General features: G+C 41.0%; 15 protein-coding genes and 1 pseudogene. 2 read left to right on the forward strand and 14 right to left on the reverse strand.

What is annotated here, in order from left to right; genetic code table 11:
* Window positions 1-132: 132 nt before the first annotated feature.
* From D8849_RS08385 to D8849_RS08425, 8 genes are all read right to left on the reverse strand, one after another.
* Entirely contained in the window at window positions 133-6,081 is a 5,949-nt protein-coding gene (locus D8849_RS08385; protein ID WP_125386760.1) for a ZmpA/ZmpB/ZmpC family metallo-endopeptidase, read from the reverse strand.
* Between the two features lie 181 nt (window positions 6,082-6,262).
* Window positions 6,263-7,300, reverse strand: a complete 1,038-nt coding sequence (locus D8849_RS08390; protein ID WP_125386761.1) for an aldose epimerase family protein — start codon at window positions 7,298-7,300, stop codon at window positions 6,263-6,265.
* Between the two features lie 314 nt (window positions 7,301-7,614).
* Window positions 7,615-8,781: an SIS domain-containing protein gene (locus D8849_RS08400; protein ID WP_049502318.1), complete on the reverse strand. Its 1,167-nt coding sequence runs from the start codon at window positions 8,779-8,781 to the stop codon at window positions 7,615-7,617.
* Between the two features lie 210 nt (window positions 8,782-8,991).
* Window positions 8,992-9,396, reverse strand: coding sequence for a PTS sugar transporter subunit IIA (locus D8849_RS08405; protein ID WP_000167444.1), 405 nt, complete (start codon window positions 9,394-9,396; stop codon window positions 8,992-8,994).
* Window positions 9,397-9,399: 3 nt separating this feature from the next.
* A complete protein-coding gene (locus D8849_RS08410) occupies window positions 9,400-10,221 on the reverse strand; it encodes a PTS system mannose/fructose/sorbose family transporter subunit IID (RefSeq protein ID WP_049502319.1) in 822 nt (273 codons plus the stop codon).
* The gene (locus tag D8849_RS08415) at window positions 10,208-11,113 is read right to left on the reverse strand and encodes a PTS mannose/fructose/sorbose/N-acetylgalactosamine transporter subunit IIC (protein WP_049491985.1); all 906 of its coding nucleotides are present in this window, start codon (window positions 11,111-11,113) and stop codon (window positions 10,208-10,210) included. The genes D8849_RS08410 and D8849_RS08415 overlap by 14 nt, the downstream gene beginning before the upstream one ends.
* A 26-nt stretch (window positions 11,114-11,139) precedes the next feature.
* The gene (locus tag D8849_RS08420) at window positions 11,140-11,616 is read right to left on the reverse strand and encodes a PTS sugar transporter subunit IIB (protein ID WP_000156972.1); all 477 of its coding nucleotides are present in this window, start codon (window positions 11,614-11,616) and stop codon (window positions 11,140-11,142) included.
* Complete coding sequence (locus tag D8849_RS08425; RefSeq protein ID WP_125386763.1) at window positions 11,613-13,400, reverse strand: glycoside hydrolase family 35 protein; 1,788 nt, start codon at window positions 13,398-13,400, stop codon at window positions 11,613-11,615. The genes D8849_RS08420 and D8849_RS08425 overlap by 4 nt, the downstream gene beginning before the upstream one ends.
* A gap of 319 nt (window positions 13,401-13,719) precedes the next feature.
* On the opposite strand from D8849_RS08425, the gene D8849_RS08430 reads away from it, so the two are divergent.
* Together D8849_RS08430 and strH are read left to right on the forward strand one after the other, a co-directional pair.
* Window positions 13,720-14,436, forward strand: a complete 717-nt coding sequence (locus D8849_RS08430) for a GntR family transcriptional regulator (protein ID WP_042749780.1) — start codon at window positions 13,720-13,722, stop codon at window positions 14,434-14,436.
* Between the two features lie 316 nt (window positions 14,437-14,752).
* Window positions 14,753-18,967 carry an LPXTG-anchored beta-N-acetylhexosaminidase StrH gene (gene strH / locus D8849_RS08435; RefSeq protein ID WP_125386764.1) on the forward strand — a complete coding sequence of 1,405 codons (4,215 nt, stop codon included), beginning with the start codon at window positions 14,753-14,755 and terminating at the stop codon, window positions 18,965-18,967.
* Between the two features lie 54 nt (window positions 18,968-19,021).
* Here the strand turns inward: strH and D8849_RS08440 are convergent.
* From D8849_RS08440 to purE, 6 genes and pseudogenes are all read right to left on the reverse strand, one after another.
* Window positions 19,022-19,270, reverse strand: a pseudogene (locus D8849_RS08440) (adenylosuccinate lyase); the annotation flags it as partial.
* Between the two features lie 27 nt (window positions 19,271-19,297).
* Window positions 19,298-20,155, reverse strand: coding sequence for a hypothetical protein (locus tag D8849_RS08445; protein WP_042749775.1), 858 nt, complete (start codon window positions 20,153-20,155; stop codon window positions 19,298-19,300).
* A 5-nt stretch (window positions 20,156-20,160) separates the two neighbouring features.
* Complete coding sequence (gene purB / locus D8849_RS08450) at window positions 20,161-21,459, reverse strand: adenylosuccinate lyase (protein ID WP_125386765.1); 1,299 nt, start codon at window positions 21,457-21,459, stop codon at window positions 20,161-20,163.
* Window positions 21,460-21,682: 223 nt separating this feature from the next.
* A complete protein-coding gene (locus tag D8849_RS08455) occupies window positions 21,683-23,215 on the reverse strand; it encodes a hypothetical protein (protein WP_125386766.1) in 1,533 nt (510 codons plus the stop codon).
* A gap of 118 nt (window positions 23,216-23,333) precedes the next feature.
* Entirely contained in the window at window positions 23,334-24,413 is a 1,080-nt protein-coding gene (purK, locus tag D8849_RS08460; RefSeq protein WP_260467582.1) for a 5-(carboxyamino)imidazole ribonucleotide synthase, read from the reverse strand.
* Window positions 24,400-24,891 (reverse strand): 5-(carboxyamino)imidazole ribonucleotide mutase, encoded by a 492-nt coding sequence (gene purE / locus D8849_RS08465; RefSeq protein WP_125386768.1) that lies wholly within the window; start codon window positions 24,889-24,891, stop codon window positions 24,400-24,402. The genes purK and purE overlap by 14 nt, the downstream gene beginning before the upstream one ends.
* Window positions 24,892-24,905 lie beyond the last annotated feature (14 nt).

The raw sequence follows: 24,905 nt of genomic DNA on the forward strand, positions 1-24,905 counted from the left end.
TGGTTCATCCGTTACAATGCTTGGGGATTTCCTAGCAAGTTCCCCCTCAAAAGGACTTTATGCTATTCTATCACAAAGACTGACCATCTGCAAGATAGACTGGATTAGACAGGATAGCGTGGGGGAGTTTTCTTATTGTTTATAAATCGATTCTCTGAAATCATCTGTGCTACGTAGGTAGGCATTGTAGATTTTTTGTTTTAATAAGTGTACCCAGCTTGCAGGAGCATGGCTTGTCGTACGGTCAATGTTAGCCACATCTTTAGCCACTGCTTGATTGATGAGTTCTTGCATTTGGGCAGCTGAACGGATTGTAATCTCCTTGCTACTGTTTGGCACACCAAGTTCATACTGAATGGTAATTGGTTTCAACTGATCTTGCTTACGAATACGTTGATCAAACATATCCTTCTTGAAATTAGCCCATGAAGCGTATTGGTTGGCAAAGACATTTTTCAAGACGAGGCTATCAGTGATGAGTCCCACATCTTTTCGGTGCCAATCTGAATAGGTAATGTCCCCTTTGCGTTTAGCTTCTTCTGCGTATTGGTTGGATACATATGGTAAGAAGCCATCTTGATAACCTTTTTCTGCCAACAATTCGTAGGCTGTCTTTCTGAACATGATGTCACCAGGTGCACCCTTTGGATTGCTAAGGGCAGCATAAATCGGTGAGAACATGCTGATCAGATGATAGCCATTACGAGTATAGTCGCTCTTATCACGGTAAGCCCGACGGTTGATGATATCATTGTCAATCAAGGCATCAAGACTGGTTAGTTTACTTACTTCAGCATCTGTCAATGGACGAACAGAGTTTCCAGCATGAGTTTGTTTATGGTACTTGTCCTCAATGTAGAAATTCTCTATTTTTCTAAACCATTTTTTCTTAACATCATTTGACTTAGTTAAAATGGCATTGGCTTCCATAGCATCCAAGGTATACAAGACATCGTACATACCGTGCACATACTCTTGCAAGGCTGCGGCTGATGTGAAGCGGCTTGTCGGATCATAAGTATGCAAGCGAGTTGGTGAATCCTTATCCCCTTTATAGAGAGTATTCAAGACAATAGCATCCTTATCTAGACTGTCAGCAGATTGCAACAGTCCTAAGGCATACAACTCTGCTCCCAATCCTTCACGACGACCTTTTCCTTCAAAGTAAATATGTCCGTCAGAATTGTGAACCATTTCATGAGTATAGACAGATGTTCCGTATTTATCCAACAAGCGGTCACTGACATAGTGGACCTCAGAACCGTTGGCATAGGCTCCAGCTCCTTTACTTTCCCCATACCACTTACCAGTTGGTCCAAAGAAGTTGTAGATAGAATCAATGGCCTTATCAGACAGGGTAGCCCAGTAATACTTGCTACTGCTATCTTTCATACCAAAGCCATCTGACACCATGACTGAACGGAAAAGTTTTTCTTTGTATTCTGGTGAAAGGAGATGATACCAGATATCGTAGTGATCTCGTTGCCATTCAGCCGACTGGTCGACCTTAGCACGGACATACTGACGCAATTCTTCTCCTGATAAGACTGTATTATTGACACGGTCACGATAACGTTCGTAGCCACCGAAGGCCAAGGTAGAAAGATTTGAAATCACATAAACATCTTCTTCTGGCAATGTTAATAGCGGTAGGAGCATGTTTTTTAATTTCCAACTTGGTGCCGTAATACGGTCATAGACTCCCAGTGTATAGTTACTACCTGGTGTAGCTGACTCTTGTTTGGCACGCACTTCTGGGATTGCTGATTTACTCTCTACGATATAGGCCTTGGTATTTGTCTTCAACCATTCATTATTGGTTTTAGTTGGTAGGAAGAGTTTTCTGTAAGACTCTAGTAAATCCGTCACTGTCTTGCGACCTTTTGCAGCGGCCAGTGTTGTTTCATAGGCACTTGTATTATTTGATGCCTTGAGATTTTCCATACCGCTCTGACCTAGGGCAATGATAGTATCTAATGTTGAAGCTGTGCTATTGCCATCAAAGTCAAACTTATAGGTATTGAGGTCCTTGGTGTTGATGTGATCGTAGTTGATATTGTACCAGCGATTGAGGTAAGTCAAACCAAGCAAGAAAGCTTCCTTGTTGTTCTTGATTTTCTCGCTGATGTAGATTGCTACACTATCTCCCATCGTATTGATAGACTTGTCCATGGCTAGCACTTTACGGAGATGTTCGCCGATATTGGATTTAACTTTTTCAAATTCTTTGTCCAAATATAGCGAATCAAGCGACGCATCTGCCTCAATGCCCAGAACTCTTCTCATGGCTGCTGAGTCATATTCGACCCCTTGCAAATCTGCTAGGACCCGATCAGTCACTTTCGTATAGTCAGATAAAAAGGCCTCTGGTGTAAAGATAAAGGGTTTACCTGCTACGCTGTACTCTGCAATTTGTGTATTTTTGAAGTCATCTTTGTAGGTGACATCTAGATAACTGATTGTATTGTCAGCAAAATGCAACATCAGTTTATTGATAGCTACTTTATTGGCCTGAATATCTGTGATGATGTCATTGTCCTTCATTGGTACAACATCCAGCAGTTCTGTAGTATAAAGCTTATCAGTAGAATCAACTTGATTTCCATAGTGAACCACTAACTCTTTGTTATAGAAAGGCATCAATTTCTCGATATTGTGATAAGCAACTTTTCGACTAGCTTGGCCTTGACTTAACTGAGTATAGTCCACACTTCGTTGATTGTCCTTTAGTGTTTGACCTGTATCGTCTAGTGTCACTGTCATCCCATAAGACTGAACCTTTTCTCTAGCCTGGTCTTGGGTGATTGGGGTCGCATAGAGATCAGCCTTCTTGTTCTCAACAGCAGTGCTGGCATCTTTGATGTCCGCTCCCTTATATTGGTCTCCTGTGATGCCATAACCATCTCCAGTATTAACCATGCTAACGACATGATGGATACGGCCATTTTGCCATGTAGAGCCAGCTATACCTCCGATACGTGGATAGGTTGTCGTATTGAGGATGGTTCCACTTGCTAGTGCATGAGAGACCAAAGCACCACTTTGAACTTTCCCTACAATACCTCCAGCAAATTGGTCATTGTTGCGAGCATTGCTAGAAATACTTGTATCAACAGCTACCTTATCAATCTTAGCCTTAGTACCAGATAAGAGTCCTGCTATACCTCCCACGTAGTAAGGAGAAGCATCCGTATGCTTGTCCTGAATGCTACCTGTAAAGGAACTATTAGTAATTTCTGTATCTTGAGCCTTGGCTACCAAACCTGCAACTGACTTGCTACCTGACAATTGACCTTCTACAGCTACATTACTAATCTGGCTGTTAGTAGCCACTTTTGCTAGGCTGGCTGTGTCATCTTGACTCTTAATCGCTACTGCTTTAAGGTCAATATCTTTCACAGTAGCCTTGGTCAAGTTATCAAACAAGGCTGTCTTGAGGTCATAAATCGCAAACGGCTTCCCATCACTCGCACCGATAAGATTACCAGTGAAAGTGCCTGTCACATAGCTGGTTTGTCCCTTAGCTAAGGACACTTCATCAGCTGTCATATCAGCTCCAAGTTTAAAGGTTCCAGCTAGATTACCCTGCATGGCAGCAATCAGTTTCTTGAAAGAAGTATAGACACCGTCCTTGGCAAGCTTTTGCTTATCAACTGTGAAGCTATAGTTATCCTTGTATGCTGAATCTTTCTCTTGAACCAGTTCATTGAAGGCAACGGTTACCTTGTACTTCCCATCCTCTGTTTCCTTAATAGAGCTAACTGGTAGCAACATTTCTTTCATCTTATCTGATTTGACTTTGACAAAATAAGGTGACAAATCACTTGGTACTTCTGATAAATTCAGATAGCGACGGTAGTGACCATCTTCCTTACCATAGAGCCCCACTTCATCCACATCTTTGATTTCAATTTTCTTATAGTCCAATTGAAAATCTTTCGTTGATACTTCTGTATTTTCCTGATCAGATTGGCCTAGATTATAGGTCAGGTAAGTCTTAATTGTATAAGGAGTATAGTAGTCCAAACCATCAATCGTTTGCTGAACGGATAAATCTTTCAAATCCACTTCTTTAATCAGTGTTCCATTTTGAAAAATTTGGGCCTTGGCCTTAACAAAAGCAGACGTTGGGTCATCTAAGCGGTAGTTGACTGCTACTGCTTTTTTGCTCTCATCTTTAACAAGATTGGTGATTTCAACTGTTGGTTTGGTTTTAACAAGACTGCCAACCTTGACAATCTCTTTGGTTGGTTCTACTTCTGTACGTGAGATTTCCTTGCTAGCTTCCACCTTACCATCTACGAGATAATCTTCATACTCGATTGTCCGTAAACCGTCTTTTCCTTCCTGAGCAATTTCTCGATGATTTTTTAAGATAGTCGCATCTTCAATTTCTTCAGTTTCATGAGGAATGGTTTCTGTTACTGTACGATGATTGCTTGTCAAAGGCAGTTCAGGAAGAGTCTCTACTACAGCAGCCTCACCCTCGTGACCCGACTCTTGGGTACCTTGAGTGCTGATTGGATCTGTATACGCTGGTTGAACTGGTTGAACTAGAGCCTCACCATCATGACCTGACTCTTGTGTGCCTTGGGTGCTAACGGGTTCTGTATAAGTCGGTTGAACGGGTTGAACTAGGGCAGCACCTTCATGACCTGACTCTTGTGTGCCTTGAGTGCTAATTGGGTCTGTATACGCTGGTTGAACTGGTTGAACTAGAGCTTCACCCTCATGGCCGGGCTCTTGTGTACCTTGGGTGCTAATTGGAGCTGTGTAAGATGGCTGAACGGGTTGAACTAAGGCTTCACCCTCATGGCCGGGCTCTTGCGTGCCCTTACTGCTAACAACTTCTGTAGACTCTGGCACTGTTGGCTCAACTGGAGCTCCCTCCTGAGGACCTGTGTAAACTGGTAGTTCTGATTGAACCAGGGATTCGCCTTCATGACCTGGCTCTTGCGTGCCTTTAGTGCTAATTGGGGCTGTATAAGACGGCTGCTCTGCTTGGACTAGGGATTCGCCTTCATGACCTGACTCTTGTGTGCCTTGGGTGCTAACGGGTTCTGTATAAGTCGGTTGAACTGGTTGAACTAGAGCTTCACCCTCATGGCCGGGCTCTTGTGTACCTTGGGTGCTAACGGGTTCTGTATAAGTCGGTTGCACTGGTTGAACTAGGGCATCGCCCTCATGACCTGGCTCTTGCGTACCTTGGGTACTAATTGGGGCTGTATAAGACGGCTGCTCTGCTTGGATTAGGGATTCGCCTTCATGACCTGACTCTTGTGTGCCTTGGGTGCTAACGGGTTCTGTATAAGTCGGTTGAACGGGTTGAACTAGGGCATCGCCCTCATGACCCGGCTCTTGGCTCCCCTTTGCTTGCACTACAGTTTCATTGTTTTTTTGTAGTTGAGACTCTATAGGAGAAGGTGTTCCTCCTTGTTGTTCCTCTATCGTTGAGCTATCTACATTTTCTAAGTTAGACTTGCTGTCATGCGCCTTCTGTTTATCTGATTGCTTAACAACGTCTACTTTATTTTTCACATATCCTATGTATGTATAACCAGGAATATCAACCGGAGCTGGCAAGGCATCTCCTGCCTGAACCGATAGTTGGGTGTTATAAGCAGCTAGTGTCTCGCTCGTCAAAGCAAGGGCAGTTGAAGACAGCAACTGACTGCCTAGAGCGCTTACTAACAAGAATCGACTAATCTTGCTCTTGCCATCACGTCCCTTAAGAACTACTACAACCAATAAACTAAGGCCCGCCACCAAGGCAACAGTTCCCAATGGAGAGCTAGTTCCTGTGTTGGGTAGTACTTGATTTGCTCGATAAACAAGATAGTAGGTAGCATCTGTTTCTTCCGCTACTTGTGGTAGGGATGTAACTAAGAGAGTCTTCTCTTCATCAGTCAAATCCGACTCTAAAACATAAGTATAATTAACGGCATGAGATTCTTGAGCAGATACAGTCTGTAGGCCAGTTCCCATCAAAAAGAAACACGCAACTGCTACAGATACAAGGCCAACTGCCAATTTTCTTAATGAGAAATTCTGTCTTTTTTCTCCACTAGTTTTGAAATTCATATTCCCCTCTTTTTACATTTTTAAATTAGCATATTAATTTATAGCAAAATATACAACTCTTCCCATTATACATCAACTTTTTAAAAGATTCTAGGGATAGATATGCAAATAAGGGAATAATAAAAGGCATTCCTAAAATTAGATACCTAACTTCTGGAACACCTATCATATTTCTAAATTTTTATTTCACAACAAGCTCATAACGTGTCTTGCTTGTAAAGGTTTGACCGGCTTTAAGAATGACTTGGTCTTTAAGGTCACTGTGAATGGCATCTGGTAGAGCTTGCGCTTCAAGGGCAATCCCATTGTGCTGCACCATTGGTTGACCTCCTATGATGACACTTTCATCCACAAAGTTTGCTGTGTAGACCACAAAACACGGAGCCTCTGTCTTGAAAAGCAAGAAGCGACCTGAGTTTTGGTCATAAAGGAAACCAGCATTGTCATGACTTGCAGGAAGGGCAAAGGGGTGGTCTAAACCAGACACCAGCTGAATTTGCTCATCTTCTTCTGCAAAGATATCCTTGAGCAAAGCACCATTGTAGATGTGTTTGACCACATCACGAGTAGCGTCTGGAGTTTTGGCTGGAACACCGTCAGGAGCGATTGGATAAATGCCCTCAGTATTTAGTTGAAAGACATGGCGGTCAATCGTCTGCGTGAAATCACCAGACAAGTTGAAATAGCTGTGATTGGTTGGATTGATCAGCGTATCTTGATCGGTCGTTACCTTGTAGCTGATTTCGTAGGCACCAGTTTCTTCCAAATAGTAGCTAATCCAAATCTTGAGATTGCCAGGAAATCCGCCTGTCCCATCTGTACGCTCTGTGTAGAGGGTCAAGCCATGGTCGCTCACTTCAACTGGTTCAAACAAACTGGAATCCCAACCTGTTGAACCACTGTGGTTACAATTGCTAGCATTGTTTACTTCAAGGTCATAGGTCGTACCATTTAGCTCAAAGGTCGCACCTGCAATACGGCCCGCCACAGGACCTACGCTCGCTCCATGCTTGGGACTATTGCCTACATAGCTATCAAAGTCATCAAATCCCAAAATAACATTGGCAAAATTTCCAGCCTTGTCAGGTGTGACATAGCGCAAGATAGTCGCACCATAAGTCATGATCTCAAGCTGGTAGCCACAGTCCGTCTCAAAGCGATAGGCCAAGACATCCTTGCCCTCAACATTTCCAAATACACGCTCTGTGTATACTTTCATTCTATTCTCCTTTTACTATTTCTCTCAAGCAAACAAACCATAGAAAGCGAATTGACAATCTATGGTTTGCCTGATGATATACAAATCCTCTTGTCAAGAATTCATAAACACTGTCTTATACTCAATGAAAATCAAAGAGCAAACTAGGAAGCTAGCCACAGGCTGCTCAAAGCACTGCTTTGAGGTTGCAGATAGAACTGACGAAGTCAGCTCAAAACACTGTTTTGAGGTTGCCGGATAAGACTGACGAAGTCAGTAACATATACCTACGGCAAGGCTACACTAGTATGGTTTAAAGAGATTTTCGAAGAGTCTTACTTTTGATATTCGTGGATGATCACGCCTTGTACCACACGGTTCACTGTACCTGTAGGAGAAGGTGTATCAGGTTTATTTTCTACCTTGAGTGAAGTCAATAGGGCAAAGAGTTGGGCATAAACGATGTAAGGGAAGACACGGTAAATATCATTCAAGACACCGCCACAACCAAGTGGCACTTCTTTGACATTTTCAAGACCAAAGGCTTGATCACTCAAAAGCACAACACGACGAGCAATCTGATCACCAGCAACTTCACGAACCAAGTCTAAGTCGTACTTACGAGTGTAGTCTGTCGTTGTACCAAAGACCAAGACAACTGTATCTTCGTTGATAAGAGATTTTGGACCGTGACGGAAGCCGACTGGGCTTTCATACATAGTCGCAACTTGACCAGCAGTCAGTTCCAAAATTTTGAGCTGAGCTTCATGAGCAAGTCCAAAGAAAGGACCAGCGCCTAGATAGATGACACGGTTAAAGTCGAGGTCAACAAGCTCTTTGACATCTTCTGCATTGTCTAGAACTTTACGGGCAAGACTAGATACAACTTCAAAACGTTCAGCTTTAACAGCAAATTCTGTAGGATCAAAGACCAAGAGAGCTGTCAACATCATAGACGTAAAGCTAGAAGTCATAGCAAATCCAGCATCATTGGAAGCAGCTGGTTGCAAAAGCAAAAGATTGCGGTCATCTCCATGAGCTTGAAGAGCCAATTTACCATCTGCTGCACAAGTAATCGTCACTTGATAAAGCTCATCCACCAAGGCTTTGGCCAAATCAACAGTCGCCACACTTTCAGGTGAGTTCCCACTACGAGCAAAAGACACAAGGACAGTTGCCACATCTTTTTTCAAATAAGTTTCTGGATTGGCAACGATATCTGTTGTCGCAATGGCATTGAAATTCCATTTGCGTTCGTCATATACTTCCTTAAAGTAAGGTACCAAGGTATCTCCCACATAAGCAGAAGTCCCCGCACCTGTCAAAATAACCTTGATATAGTCATGTTTATCAGCAATCCCTTGTAGGAAGGCTGCAATTTCTTCACGTTTTGCTTGATAAGATTCAAAAGCTTCTTTCCATACATCAGGCTGTTGGTAGATTTCACGTGTAGTGATTTCTGCACCCAATTCGAGCAAGTCTTCTTTTGTATAATGTAGCATTGATTTCCTCTTTTTCTATTAAATATGGGAATGGGAGTAAGCCCCATTCCCATGTATATTCTATATAAAATGCTCTAACGATTTTCACGATATCACATCTTATTGAATCGAGTTCCAACTAAAATCTTTGGGAAAAAGACCGATTATCGTCGGAGCATCGCTCCATCCTCTTATCGCCTATTTTCCCTGTGATTTTCACGTTGTCACATCTTATTCATCTTCATCATCATCGAAGCCAGCTAATAAATCATTTACTTTTACGATACTTTCTGCAGCACGGCTCTTATAGTCTGCATCTGCGCCTGTAAGGCTCGCATTGATAAATTCAATCACCATTGGAAGATTCATCCCTGCGTAAAGGTCAATATCACGACCTTCCATGATCAAACGGCTGACCACGTTACATGGTGTTCCACCGAGAAGATCCGCAAAGACTAGGAAATCATCCAAACCTTCAATAGCTGCTTCAAATTTTGCAGTAAATTCTTCTGGGCCATCTTCTGGAAGAAGAGCTACAGCATGAATATTGTCTTGTGGACCCATGATCATTTCAGTGCTACCTTTAAGTTCTTCACAGAAGCGACCATGACTGACCAAAATTAATGATTTCGTCATAAATTATGCACCCATTCCAAGCAAGAATTTACCGATGAATGAAAGACCTACTGCAAGAGCAATGATGATACCAATTGCTTTTGTAGAGTTCATACCTTTCTTACCAAGCAACCAGAAGATAAATGCAGTAAAGATTGCTGGAAGTAAGCGTGGGAAGATTGAGTTCAAGATGTCTTGGAAGTCAATCATTTTTTCACCGATTGGCAATTTATAAGAAACTTCAAAGTTGATCATTGTTGCTACAAGAGCACCCATCATGAAGACACCAAGTACAGATGCAGCGTCAATCAAAGCTGTTAAAGTACTTTGCATGTTGTTGATAAGGTTAACCCCTTCTTTGTAGGCAAATTCTAATTGTTTCCAACGGAAAATGTCATACACTACTGCAACTGCAATCCAAAGGAAGATACCCCATGGTTGGCCAGCGATAGCCATAGTTGCTGCGATAGATCCCATGATAGCAGGTACAAGTGAACCAAAGATAGTATCTCCAAGAGGAGCGAATGGTCCCATCAAACCTGTCTTGATACCGTTAACGGCATCTTTTGAACCTACACCATCTTTTTCTTCCATGGCAAGGTCAAAACCAGCGATGATTGTGTGGAAGAATGGTGAAGTATTGAAGAATTGAGTATGAACTTTCATCATTTCTTTCAATTCAGGAGTTCCATCCCCATACATTTTACGCAATTGAGGCAAGATCATGTAAAGGTAACCAGAAGCTTGCATACGTTCGTAGTTCCAACCTAATTGGAAAGTAAACAAGCTACGTTTGTTGATTTGATTAAAATCTTCTTTTGTAAGTTTGTAATTAGAATTCGTCATCTTCGATTTCCCCACTTTCTGATGGTGTAGAAGGTGCTGCTACAGCTACTTTTTGGCTATTTTTGAAGTGAAGCACTGCAAGGAAGATACCCACGATAGAGATACCAATCATAGACAAACCTTTAAAGTTGTTGACAAAAGCAATTTTTTCAGCCACATCTTTAGGTAGAGTTCCTACGATACCAGCAACAGCGCCACCAAGACCTGTTACATATGAGTAAAGAACAGTCAACATAGCTGTTAAACCGAATCCCATAGCAAGGTAGTGAAGGTTACGTTTAACTGGAAGGTAACGAAGCAAGATTGCAAATCCAAGACCTGGAAGCATACGTCCTGCAAGTGTCAAACCATCTGCAACCCATTGATATTGTTTAACCAAGTCTACTACTGTTTGTACAAAGGCACCACCAAAGGCAAGGGCAAAGAAGACTGGAAGGGCACGAGAAAGAGCCCAAGGAAGAGCACCAAGAAGGTAGTTGCGTTCGATCGCTTTATAGTCAAAGCGTTCGATTGCAGCATCAATACGGTGTGCGAAGAAAGTAGTTGTCATACGTCCAAGAACGTCGAAGTAAGTCAAGAGAGCTGCTACTGGTACAGCGATTGTTGTAATCGCAAGGTCTGTAGCGATTCCTTGTGAAACTGAGAATGCTGTTGCAAGAACCGCACCAGAAGTTGCGTCGATACGAGAAGCACCACCGAAGGTACCAACCCCAAGAACGAACAGCTGCAAGCTACCACCGATAAACAAACCAGTTGTCACATCTCCCATGATTAAACCAGTAATGAAACCAGCAAATACAGGGGAACCTGCAGATGAAACGATCGTCAACTCATCACAGATTTGATAAGCTGAGTACAAAGTGAGAAGTAAAATTTGCCACCATTGTATCATAACAATGACCTCCTAAAAATTTTTTCCTATTTTAATAAGCTCAAAAAGTCTGAAATTGGATCATTTGGAACCATTTGAGCAGTAAGTTTAACACCTTTTTCTGCCAATTTGTGGAAATCTTCCACATCCTTGTCTACTACGTTGATAGAACGTGTGATGGGGCGAGTTTCTGGTGTTTGAGACATATTCCCAACATTAAGGGTTTCAAGTGGTACCCCTGCTTCTACCAAACCAAGGAAGCGGTCTGGCTTACGAGCCACGATAAAGAGACGTTGGCTATCGTATTTTCCAGCAAGAATATTGGCTGCCGCTTTCTCAATTGGCAAAATACTCAATTTCACACCTGGTGGTGTCGCAAGTTTCAAACCACTCTTTTCAACATCGTTGTTGACAACTTCGTCGTCTACAACCATAATACGTGAAACATTTAGTTTTCCAGCCCAAAGATTGGCTACTTGTCCGTGGATCAAACGTCCATCGATACGGCATCCTACAATTGTCATAAGTTTTCCCCCTTTATATGTTTTAGTGTAGGTTTACGAGTTAAATAAATCTCTTCTTTATACTCACCTTCTGTTTCAAAGATGATGATGCGGTTATCTCCTTCCTTGAGGAAACTATGAGGAATATAAAGCGAGAGGGTTGGGCCGACGTTCCAAAAACGTCCTAGATTCTGCCCATTGACAAAGGCAACTCCCTTACCAAACTCAGATAAGTCTAGGTAAGTATCTTTTGGCTCTTGGACTGTAAAGTCATAAGCGTAAAATGCTGGTTGTCCTTCTGTCCATCCTTTTGAAAAATCAATTTTCTCAGGATTGTCTAGTGGGAGTGGATAGTGTTTCCAGTTTAGTAAGAAGTGTAAATCCTTACAAACCCCTGTCCGAATTCCCTTACGTTGCGTATCCGCTAAGAACTTGTGTCCATAGTTGACACGCCCCATATTTTCTACCAAGATATCTAATCTAGATAGCGCTTTCTTTTTACCTTGATAAAAAATATCTTCCCCAATCTCTGTCTGATATTGGGTTTCTACCCACTGGCCATCGACATAAAGCTGAGCCCTATCTCGACCGTCAATGATACGAAGTCTTTCTTCTTCTGCATCCCAGTTTGTTTCTGTTCGATAGAGTAGATAGCCATAGCTTTGTCCCAACTCCTCCATCTTTTTAGGATAGAGGCTTTCTACTGGACTAGATAAGCTATCCAAGGTTTCAAACAAGGAAACTTTTTCAACTAGTGGAATAGCATCCAACTCCATACTCTCTTTGTAGAGTGGTTCCAACTGCGGATACTCTGGGAAATGTGTTGCCATCATCTTCTTGACTGCCAGATATTTGGCAGTTGGATTTCCTTCTTCATCCAAAAGGGCATCGTAATCATAAGATGTAACTTGTGGCAGATCCAAGGTTCCTCTAGCCGAGCAACCATTCATGAAACCAAAGTTTGTACCACCGTGGAACATGTAAAGATTGATGGAGCCTTGCTCCAAAACCTCTCGAACAGCTTCTGCCAATTCTTTCGGATCCCGTGTGATAATCGGTTCTTTCCAACGGTTGAACCATCCATCCCAGAACTCCATACACATGAGTGGCCATTTCTTGCCATGTTCATTAAAGAATTCCTGCATCTGTGAAAAATTGTACGGAGCTTTAGAACCAAAGTTCCCTGTCACAAAGAGGTCATCTTCGATTAAGGTTCCAGCTTTCAGAGTAGCTCTCCATGGACCATCTGATGTAAAGAGAGGACAGGTTACACCACGCTCTTCCATCAACTGTCGAATTGCTCTCAGATAAGCCTTATCTTCTCCATAAGAACCATACTCATTTTCAACCTGCATCATGAGGATATTGCCACCCTTGTCCAACAAATGTGGCACCAACCGTGACAAGAGCTGGTCATAGTAGCGACCAACAGCCTCAATATAGGCAGGATCTGAGGAACGAAGCCTCATATCTTTGGTTAAAAGCCAGGCTGGTAAGCCACCGAATTCCCACTCCGCACAGATGAAGGGAGAGGGACGAACGATAGCGTAAAGACCCAAATCTTGTGCTGTCTCAAGAAATCGCTCCAAATCCAGAGCTCCTTCAAAGTGAAACTCACCCTCACGAGGCTCGTGTAAATTCCAAGCCACATAAGTCTCTACTGTATTAAAACCAAGAGCCTTCAAGTTATAGAGCGAATGATACCAATCTTCTGGAGGAACCCTAAAATAATGAATGGCACCAGATAAAATCTTAAATGATTTTCCATCGAGATAAAAATCATCTCGTATCTCAAATCGTGTCATGTTCTTACCTTCTGACAACTAAAGTTTACGCTTTCATTTGTTGATATAGTAAATATATCTCAATATCCTGCATTTGTCAATAGGTTTTCACGATTTTTTTCATTTTTCACTAAATTTTACACTAAAAACTTATAAAAATCTTGTAATCTATAGTCATAACAACATTTTGGCACCATGTATAAAAATGTAGGTTTTTCTATTTATTCCTATGTAAATTAACCTTATAGCCTATTATTCTAATTTTTTTATTCAAAAGACTACTATTCTTTCCAGTTTTATGGTAAAATCTTTAACGGAGAAGGAAAATCGAGGTAAAAATATGGCAATTCCAAAGTATCAATATATTAAAGATGAGTTAAAGAACAAAATCATTTCTGGTCAATTTGCTAGTGGAGATAAATTCTACACTGAAGCTGAATTGATTGCAATGTATGATGTAAGTTCTATCACAGTTGTTCGTGCCTTAAACGACCTTGCCAAGGATGGCTATATTGTCCGCCAACAAGGAAAGGGTACATTCGTTTCACGCGCACGCAAACACAAACTCGTAGAGTTTTCAGATGTAGAAGTTTTTGAAACTAAAGATGATAAAGTTACCGTCCTTTCTATTGAGCGTGGAAACAAACTAAGCTACTTAGAAAAACTCGGACTACGCGGAGATCAGTTCTACTACAAGATTGAACGCGTTCGCGAAACAGGTGGTGTTGTTTACATCTACCATACATCTTACATTCCAGAACAATACATCAACGCAAATTATCCAAATCTTGAATATTATAGCTCTATCTATAACCGTTTCAAATTGGATTACCACATTCACATGAATGATGAACATTTTGAAGAAATCAATGAAATAGCATTTCCAACTCCAGAACATGCGGCTTCGGTCCTCGGAGTCGATGAACAATTCCCAACCGTTTTACAAACCAAGACTACTAAACTAGAGTCTACTGGTCAAGTTCTCGCATTCAGCGAAACATATAAACGAGCGGATTACTACAAAATCAAATTCATTTCATGTGACCGTGATCACTAAGAAGAAAGCCTGAGCCTAAACGCTTGGGCTTTTTCTATACTTATTATACCACACCAAAAAGGTAGCGCTTACCTATTTTTGGAAGATTCTATAATTTGTGGAATATTTTATAGAAATAGAACCAAAAAATTCTACTATATATATATATGTATCTTTTCCGACCAATCTGAAATCTTAAGTTTAAATTTTATATTTTTTTATACTTATTATAGTTTTTTGTCATCTCCTCTTGACTCTCGTTAATATAAGAAATAAAATAAAGGTGTTGATTTATGTAAACGCTATCAATATAACAATGCAATCAGGAGGTTTTGCAATGAAACATGAAAAACAACAGCGTTTTTCTATCCGTAAATACGCTGTAGGAGCAGCTTCTGTTCTAATTGGATTCGCCTTCCAAGCACAGACTGTTACAGCCGATGGAGTTACTCCTACTACTACAGAAAACCAACCGACCATCCATACCGTTTCTGATTCCCCTCAATCATCCGAAAATCGGACTGAGGAAACACCTAAAGCAGAACTTCAACCAGAAGCTCCAAAAACTGTAGAAACAGAAACTCCAGCTGCTGATAAGGTAGCTAGTCTTCCAAAAACAGAAGAAAAACCACAAGAGGAAGTTAGTTCAACTCCTAGTGATAAAGCAGAAGTGGTAACTCCAACTTCTGCTGAAAAAGAAACTGCTAATAAAAAGGCAGAAGAAGCTAGCCCTAAGAAAGAGGCTGATTCTAAAGAGTCAAATACAGACAAGACTGACAAGGATAAACCAGCTGAAAAAGATGCTAAAAAAGATGAAGTGAAAGCAGAGGCTGACAAACCGGCAACAGAGGCAGGAAAGGAACGTGCTGCAACTGTAAATGAAAAACTAGCGAAAAAGAAAATTGTTTCTATTGATGCTGGACGTAAATATTTCTCACCAGAACAGCTCAAGGAAATCATCGATAAAGCAAAACATTATGGCTACACTGATTTACACCTATTAGTTGGAAATGATGGGCTCCGCTTCATGTTGGACGATATGAGCATCACAGCTAACGGCAAGACCTATGCCAGTGACGATGTCAAACGTGCCATTGAAAAAGGTACAAATGATTATTACAACGATCCAAACGGCAATCACTTAACAGAAAGTCAAATGACAGATCTGATTAACTATGCCAAAGATAAAGGTATCGGTCTCATTCCGACAGTAAATAGTCCTGGTCACATGGATGCAATCCTCAATGCCATGAAAGAATTGGGAATCCAAAACCCTAACTTTAGCTATTTTGGAAAGGAATCAGCTCGTACCGTAGATCTTGACAACGAACAAGCGGTCGCTTTTACAAAAGCCCTTATCGATAAATATGCTGCTTATTTCGCGAAAAAGACTGAAATTTTCAACATCGGACTGGATGAATATGCCAACGATGCAACAAACGCTAAAGGTTGGAGCGTTCTTCAAGCTGATAAATACTATCCAAACGAAGGCTACCCTGTAAAAGGATATGAAAAATTTATTGCCTACGCCAATGACCTAGCTCGTATTGTAAAATCACACGGTCTAAAACCAATGGCCTTCAATGATGGTATTTACTACAATAGTGATACTAGCTTCGGAACTTTTGACAAAGATATCATCGTTTCAATGTGGACTGGTGGTTGGGGAGGTTACGACGTCGCTTCTTCTAAACTTCTAGTAGAAAAAGGTCACCAAATCCTAAACACTAACGATGCTTGGTACTATGTTCTTGGGCGAAATGCAGATGGCCAAGGTTGGTACAATCTCGATCAGGGGCTCAATGGTATTAAAAATACACCAATCACTTCTGTACCAAAAACAGAAGGAGCTGATATCCCAATCATCGGTGGTATGGTAGCTGCTTGGGCTGACACTCCATCTGCACGTTATTCACCATCACGCCTCTTCAAACTCATGCGTCAATTCGCAAATTCTAACGCTGAATACTTCGCAGCTGATTATGAGCCTGCAGAAAAAGCACTTAACGAGGTACCAAAAGACCTTAACCGTTATACTGCAGAAAGCGTCGCAGCGGTTAACGAAGCAGCAAAAGCCATCCGTTCACTTGATAGCAACCTCAGCCGTGCCCAACAAGACACGATTGACCAGGCAATCGCGAAACTCCAAGAAGCTGTCAGCAACTTGACCTTCACACCAGAAGCTCAAAAAGAAGAAGACGCGAAACGCGAAATTGAAAAACTTGCCAAGAACAAGGTGATCTCAATCGACGCTGGACGTAAGTACTTCTCAGCTGAGCAACTCAAACGTATCATTGATAAAGCTAGCGAACTTGGATATTCTGATGTGCATCTCCTCCTAGGAAATGATGGGCTTCGCTTTCTACTTGATGACATGACTATCACTGCTAACGGAAAAACTTATGCAAGTGACGATGTCAAAAATGCCATCATTGAAGGAACAAAAGCTTACTACGATGATCCAAACGGAACCACTCTTAGTCAAGCAGAAATCACTGAATTGATTGAGTACGCAAAATCAAAAGGTATTGGACTCATCCCAGCGATCAACAGTCCTGGTCACATGGATGCCATGCTTGTCGCTATGGAAAAATTAGGCATCCAAAATCCTCAAGCCAACTTTGACAAGGTCTCTAAAACAACCATGGACCTTGAAAACGAAGAAGCGATGAACTTTGTCAAAGCCCTCATCGGCAAGTACATGGACTTCTTTGCAGGCAAAACTAAGATCTTTAACTACGGTACAGACGAATACGCTAATGATGCTACCAACGCTCAAGGCTGGTACTACCTCAAATGGTATGGACTCTATGGCAAGTTTGCTGAATATGCCAACACTCTTGCTGCTATGGCTAAAGAAAGAGGCCTTCAACCGATGGCCTTCAACGATGGTTTTTACTACGAGGATAAGGATGATGTTGAGTTTGACAAGGATGTCATCATCTCTTACTGGTCTAAAGGATGGTGGGGCTACAACCTTGCATCACCTCAATACCTAGCAAGCAAGGGTTATAAATTCTTGAATACCAACGGTGACTGGTACTACATTCTCGGTCAAAAACCAGAAGATGGTGGTGGTTTCCTCAAAAAAGCTATTGAGAATACTGGAAAAACACCATTCAATCAACTAGCTTCGACCAAATATCCTGAAGTAGACCTTCCAACAGTCGGAAGTATGCTTGCTATCTGGGCAGATAGACCAAGCGCTGAGTACAAGGAAGAGGAAATCTTTGAACTTATGACCGCCTTTGCAGACCACAACAAAGACTACTTCCGTGCTAATTATAATGCTCTCCGCGAAGAATTAGCTAAAATTCCTACAAACTTAGAAGGATATAGTAAAGAAAGTCTTGAGGCCCTTGACGCAGCTAAAACAGCTCTAAATTACAACCTCAACCGTAGCAAACAAGCTGAACTAGACGCACTAGTAGGTAAGCTCAAGGCTGCTCTTCAAGGCCTCAAACCAGCTGCAACCCATTCAGGAAGCCTGGATGAAAATGAAGTGGCTGCCAATGTTGAAACCAGTCCAGAACTCATCACAAGAACTGAAGAAATTCCATTTGAAGTTATCAAGAAAGAAAATCCTAACCTCCCAGCTGGTCAGGAAAATATTATTACAGCAGGAGTCAAAGGTGAACGAACTCATTACATCTCTGTACTCACTGAAAATGGAAAAACAACAGAAACAGTCCTTGAAAGCCAGGTAACCAAAGAAGTTGTAAACCAAGTGGTTGAAGTCGGCGCTCCTGTAACTCACAAGGGTGATGAAAGTGGTCTTGCACCAACTACTGAGGTAAAACCTAGACTAGATGTTCAAGAGGAAGAAATTCCATTTACCACAGTGACTCGTGAAAACCCACTCTTACTCAAAGGAAAAACACAAGTCATTACTAAAGGTGTCAACGGTCGTCGTAAAAACTTCTACTCTGTGAGCACTTCTGCCGATGGTAAGGAAGTGAAAACACTTGTAAATAGTGTCGTAGCACAGGAAGCCGTTACTCAAATAATCGAAGTCGGAACTATGGTAACACATGTAGGTGATGAACATGATCTTGCTCCAGTTGCAGAAACAAAACCTAGACTGGATATCCATGAAGAAGAAATTCCATTTACCACAGTGACTCGTGAAAATCCACTCTTACTCAAAGGAAAAACACAAGTCATTACTAAAGGTGTCAACGGTCGCCGTACAAACTTCTACTCTGTGAGCACTTCTGCCGATGGCAAGGAAGTGAAAACACTTGTAAATAGTGTCGTAGCGCAGGAAGCTGTTACACAAATAGTCGAAGTCGGAACTATGGTAACACATGTAGGAGATGAAAACGGACAAGCCGCTATTGCTGAAGAAAAACCAAAACTAGAAATCCCAAGCCAACCAGCTCCAGCAACTGCTCCTGCTGAGGAAAACAAAGCTCTTCCTCAAGGTCCAGCTCCTGTGGCAACAGAGAAAAAACTTCCTGAAACAGGAAGTCACGATTCTGCAGGACTAGTAGTCGCAGGACTCATGGCCACACTAACAGCCTATGGACTCACTAAAAGAAAAGAAGACTAAGTCTTTTCGATAAACAATAAACAGCGAGATTGAGGCTCGCTGTTTATTGTTTAATTAATCACCCAGTCCTAGACGTTCAAAGATATCGTCCACTCGCTTAGTGTAATAAAGAGGGTTGAAGATTTCATCGATTTCTTCTTGAGTCAGGCGTGAGGTCACTTCTGGATCTGCTTCTAGAAGTGGTTTAAAATCTACTTGATTGTCCCAAGAGTAGGCTGTTTTTGGTTGCACCAAATCATAGGCTTGCTCGCGGGTCATGCCTTTTTCAATCAAGGTCAACATAGCACGTTGGCTAAAGATGATTTTTTAAATTATTAAACTCCTATCATCTTATTTTGAATAATTTTGAATCCACGAAATCAATATACCCGAAGTCATCAAATAAGATAGTACTGAAAAAACAATAATCATTATAATTAATAAAACTTGCGACTCTAAAAATGATGTATTATATATAGTCCTTTTTATAAACTCAGGTACTTTTCTTTTTCTTGCAAAATGAATCAATAAGTTTCTAAATATCATAAAATATGCTATAAATTGCTGTGCAACTGCAATCAATAAACCAAATATTATATAAATACTGCTAATAAACCTGCTATCAGTTACGGTTGCTGACATTCCTTCAGAAATTGTTAATAGATTAATTCCATAATAAATAGTAAGTATAGATATAGGGATTGAATAGAAAAGATAAATTAATGTAGATTTTTGAATACGCCAACTAATTGCAATAAGAAACAAAATTATAATTGAAGTCAGCAGAGGAATTGAACCATACCATTTTAAAACAAGCGAAATTTCATTTATATACTTAATAAACATATAAACAATACCACTAATAAGTACTAAATATAAGATAATCATCCCCCAAAAATCAGAATCGCTCATATTTTTGTTATATTGAGTAGGCTTAGTTTTCTTTCTTTTAAGTTGAAAATCCTCTCCTGGAATATATGCAGGAGTTGGAATTATTTTTGTATTCTCAGAAATTTCTAATGAGTTGTTGTTAAAAAAGTGTGATAATTTATTAATCCACCCAGAAAATCTTGAACCTATCCGTGGTAGTTTAGGTAATGTTTTTCTAAGAACTAGCATAACAATACTTACAATTAATGATTGAATTATACCATCTGGTGTGGTTCTAATTACATTACTCAACCAAGCTAGTACATTGTCCACGTTCATTACCTTTACTCTCCTAATCCAAGACGTTCAAAGATATCATCCACTCGTTTAGTGTAATAAACTGGGTTAAAGATCTCATCGATTTCTTCTTGTGTAAGGCGTGATGTCACCTCTGGATCTGCTTCAAGAAGTGGTTTAAAATCTACTTGGTTGTCCCAAGAGTAAGCTGTTTTTGGTTGCACCAAATCATAGGCTTGCTCACGGGTCATACCTTTTTCAATCAAGGTCAACATGGCACGTTGGCTAAAGATAAGACCAAAAGTCGAGTTCATGTTGCGGATCATGTTTTCTGGGAAGACCGTCAAGTTCTTGACGATATTCCCAAAACGGTTGAGCATGTAGTCAATCAAAATGGTCGTATCTGGTGTGATGATGCGCTCAGCTGATGAGTGAGAGATATCACGTTCGTGCCAAAGTGCGACATTTTCATAAGCAGTAATCATATGCCCACGAATAACACGCGCAAGACCTGTCATGTTTTCAGAACCGATAGGATTGCGTTTGTGAGGCATTGCTGAAGACCCTTTTTGCCCCTTAGCAAAGAATTCTTCCACTTCGCGTTGTTCTGATTTTTGTAGACCACGAATCTCAGTCGCCATGCGTTCGATTGAAGTCGCAATGCTAGCAAGAACTGCAAAGTACTCAGCGTGAAGGTCACGAGGAAGCACCTGTGTAGAGATTTCTTGAACGCGGATACCCAATTTGTCGCAGACGTATTGCTCTACGAATGGTGGGATGTTGGCAAAGTTTCCAACCGCACCAGAAATCTTACCAGCTTCCACACCAGCAGCCGCATGCTCGAAACGCTCGATATTGCGCTTCATTTCGCTGTACCAAGTCGCCAATTTAAGACCAAAAGTTGTCGGCTCAGCGTGCACCCCATGGGTACGCCCCATCATGATGGTGAACTTGTGCTCCTTAGCCTTGTCAGCGATGATGTTGGTGAAGTTTTCAAGGTCACGACGGATGATGTCGTTAGCCTGCTTGTAGAGGTAACCGTAGGCCGTATCCACCACGTCAGTAGAAGTCAAGCCATAGTGAACCCACTTACGCTCTTCGCCAAGCGTTTCAGAAACCGCACGTGTGAAAGCCACCACATCGTGGCGAGTCTCTTGCTCAATCTCCAAAATACGGTCGATGTCAAAGTCCGCCTTCTCGCGAATCAAAGCCACATCTTCCTTAGGGATTTCCCCCAACTCAGCCCATGCCTCGTCAGCCAAGATTTCCACTTCAAGCCAAGCACGGTATTTATTTTCTTCACTCCAAATGTTCGCCATCTCAGGGCGAGAGTAACGGTCGATCATGTTTAAGATACCAATGGCGACTAGAAAGCGACTGAATTTTAGGAAACCAACAACGGACGCTTCCGTCCTAGGAGGTTTATCTAAATTCCGAGCTTTCCGCCCAGATTCAGTTCTGCAAACTAGATACCCATTCCCTTTCTTTGTTTACAATTGGAAAGTCCGTAGCCCGTATTCAGTTTAGAGGATACGGTGCCCTTGTTCCTTTCTGTTTGTTTATTTTATTCTATAAAAACTGAAATTCGTCAGTTTGATACTGCATTCTTTTTTTCCAATACTCATTATACTTATTTGCGATATTTGAATCTTTAGCTTTCTCAGCTATTTTTCTCCAGTTGTAGATTATAAACCTATCATGTTTTTTATAAAAACTTTCGCTAAAGTAATCATCATTCATATCGATTATAGATTTTTCAACATACTGGAAAAAAGCATTCTCAGTAAAGTTGTCAACAATTGGATGAGCGCTTGTAGAACCTCTTTCAGAAGCTTCAATAATAAAAAAGAAAAAATCTAAAATATCGATACTTTCCATACAATCAAAATCCTTAGGCATTAACTCACAAAATTCTTCAATTGCTGGATTACTTTTACTATATGTTTGTGAAATAATTTTTTCTTTCAAAATATCTAAAAGTTTTTTCACTAAAACATTTTCTTTAAGATCAAATAGTAATGAGATTATAAGATTGATAGACTTAATCTTTTTATCTTTGAATGTATCAACTATATTCTCTATTTTTTGGATAGCACTCTCTTTAGATAAATGTTCATAAAGTATTCGTAAGAATCTTTTCATTTCTTTATCTAGTTCGTAGAATTTGCCATATGAATCATTGTCTTCCTTTATTAAATTTTCACAAATATCTTGTATAATTTGTTCTGACAAGTTTTTGTGAACTTTTACAAATTCTTGAAAAATATCACACAACAACTGTTTAGGAGCGCTCGGTTTAAGTAAGATTCTTAATATTTTTTGACTGTTGATACTATCAAATTTCTGGAAAACATCTGGATGAAGCCTATAAATTATCTTAAAAGATGAATATCGTATAAATCCCTCCGTTAACGCAGGTTCAATGGTTTGATTCAATTCCTCAATATCATCTATATTGTCTATTAAGGTAGATATAAAATACTCATAATTTGTAGTTTCTCTATCTCTCAACTTATCCAATATTTTTTTTAATAATATAACATACTTTTTATTATCAACAAATTTTAAAGCATTTGAAGTAACATCTATAACAGATGAAGCATCAAGCACAGGATAATAAAACTGTCTACCGATTTGATTTATCAGAGACTCTATGTAAATATAACCTCCCAACATTTTCTTTGAAGAAACTAAATCAATCATTACTGAAAATACATATCTTGCTTTTTCTGCCGTGCATTCCTCCTCAGAAGGATGCGCGAAACTATTTCTTAAATCAAAACAATATTCCAACTCCTTAATTTCATATCTGGATAAAATTCCAAAACCATCTTCATTACAGAAATTTATCAAATCTCTTTCAAATGGTTTAGAATTATTCCGTTGAATTCTAATTCTATCAAATTGGCTTCTTTGACTCTCATTAAATTCGGTAGATAACATATCAATTTTTTTAAACAAATCGTCCATGCCAGCAATAACAGATAGAATAACACATGCCTTATATGCTTTTGTGTTATAGCAATCTAATGCCTCTTTAAAATAATCTCGAATTTGTTTGTCGTACACCGAGTTTAATAGTTCTTCTTGATCTCTAATCATTATCAATCATTCCTTTTTACCAATAATTACCTGTCTTCTCTTGTCGATTTTTCACCTACGACAAGCCTAGTCAACCTTACAGGGGTAAGACAACGGACCTTATAACTGGGGGCCTGTCTTACTCCCCAAACTCCTCAACCTTATCCGGCACATCACTAAACAAAGTCACATGCCCCATTTTGCGGTTGTGCTTCGCTTCTATTTTACCATACATGTGGAGGTGGGCGCTTGGATTTTCTGTGACATATTTTTCAGCAGCCTCGACATGCTGGCCGAGGACATTAAGCATGACAGCTGGGGCATGTAGTTGGATAGCTGGCAATGGTGCTCCCAGAACACCTAAAATATGGGTATCAAACTGAGAGAAGTCGCAGGCTTCAATAGAATAGTGGCCAGAATTGTGTGGACGTGGCGCAATTTCATTGACAATGATGTCATCAGCAGTCGCAAACATTTCCACACAGAGAGTTCCAGATAGCTTGAGCTGTTCTGCAATTCGCACTGCCATAGCTTTAGCTTTTTCTGCTAGGCTTGCTGGAATGCGAGCAGGTACAATGGTTTTTGAAAGGATGTTGTTTCGGTGAATATTTTCCTGAACTGGGAAAGCCGTCACGTCCTTGCCATTACCAGACACGATGACAGAAATTTCAAGGTCAAAATTGACAAATTCTTCCAAGACACAGTCAGCTGAATCTGCTAGTTCATAGGCCTCTTCCAAATCTTCTGCTGAACGAATGACCTTTTGACCATGTCCGTCATAGCCACCAGTCGCAGTCTTAAGGACATAGTTCTTGGACAGGTCAACCTCGGCCAAATCTTGGCTTGAAGTCACAACCTTGTAAGGTGCCACAGTGACTTGAGCCTTGTTTGCGAGAAAGTCCTTTTCAAAAATGCGATTTTGGGAAATGCGGAGCAGGTCTGTCCCTTGAGGAAGCTGACCTTCTTTGATAACCGCATCCAAACCGTCAGCATCGACATTTTCAAACTCATAGGTGAGGACATCGCAACGCTCAGCCAACTGACGCAGAGCATCCACGTCATTATAAGGCGCCACAATGATTTCCGCTACGCGAGAGGCTGGGCAATCAGCCGCAGGATCCAACGCGATAACCTTATGACCCATGTAGATAGCTGAGATCGCCATCATCTGACCCAGCTGACCGCCACCTATAATTCCTATTGTTTTAGATGAGCTCATTTGTAGACTCCTCTGCGATTTTTCCTTGCTCTTCTGCAAAATCTGCCAATGCTGTCGCGATAGACTGATCCTCTACTGAGAGGAGACGGAGAGCGAAGAGGGCAGCGTTGGTCGCACCTGCTTCACCGATAGCCATGGTTGCGACTGGTACTCCACCTGGCATCTGAACGATGGAATAGAGTGAATCCACTCCACTAAGAGCACGAGATTTGACTGGCACACCAATGACTGGAAGGGTTGTTTTAGCAGCTACCATTCCTGGCAAGTGGGCTGCGCCTCCAGCACCTGCGATGATGATCTTAATACCACGGCTACGGGCTTCTTCTGCATGCTTGAACATGAGGTCTGGTGTGCGGTGGGCAGATACAACCTTCTTTTCGTAAGCAACGCTGAAGCGGTCTAGGACTTCGGCGGTTTTTTGCATGGTTGCCCAGTCGGATTTTGAGCCCATGATGATGGAAATAATTGGTTTGGTCATAATTTTTCCTTTTC

The sequence above is a fragment of the Streptococcus mitis genome (assembly GCF_003942765.1).
In the GTDB taxonomy this organism is placed as follows: domain Bacteria; phylum Bacillota; class Bacilli; order Lactobacillales; family Streptococcaceae; genus Streptococcus; species Streptococcus mitis_BE.